General features: G+C 60.8%; 2 protein-coding genes. One reads left to right on the top strand and one right to left on the bottom strand.

Going from position 1 to position 403, the window contains the following annotated elements:
• A partial coding sequence (locus KP705_RS18540) for a MerR family DNA-binding transcriptional regulator (protein ID WP_215765368.1) occupies positions 1 to 157 on the bottom strand: 157 nt, incomplete at its 3' end.
• Between the two features lie 64 nt (positions 158 to 221).
• On the opposite strand from KP705_RS18540, the gene KP705_RS18535 reads away from it, so the two are divergent.
• Positions 222 to 403: hypothetical protein (locus KP705_RS18535; protein ID WP_215765367.1), on the top strand; the 182-nt coding region annotated here is incomplete at its 3' end.

Raw genomic sequence — 403 nt, 5'->3', positions numbered from 1 at the left:
GAATAAAGTTGAGCCGGGCGACCTCGTCCGCACCGAAGCGCCTTTGCCGCCCTTCCGTTCGTGYCGGTGTCGGAAGAAGCCCGACGCCTTCGTAGTAGCGGATCGTCGGCACCTTGACCCCAGTGCGCCGCGCCAACTCGCCAATCGAGATCCTCATGGTGCTTTTCCCTTGAAGCTCTAGTGGCTAGAGATTGTAGGGTGATCCCGAGAAGGAGTCACCCATGTCTGAGAACTGCTGCAAGTCCGAGACTGCCTGTTGCGCTCCGCCACCTCTGGTCGTGCCCACGAAAACAGTCACACCAACCGTCGAGGTGACGACATGCGGCACCGTCGAGGATAGCTGCTGCCCGAAGGGTGTCCCGGTCTTCGACGGTATAGACCCGCGCTACAAGCGYGTCCTGTG

The organism is Gluconobacter sp. P1D12_c (assembly GCF_018812105.1).
GTDB classification, from domain to species: domain Bacteria; phylum Pseudomonadota; class Alphaproteobacteria; order Acetobacterales; family Acetobacteraceae; genus Gluconobacter; species Gluconobacter oxydans_A.
This window is presented reverse-complemented; position numbering and strand designations above follow the sequence as displayed.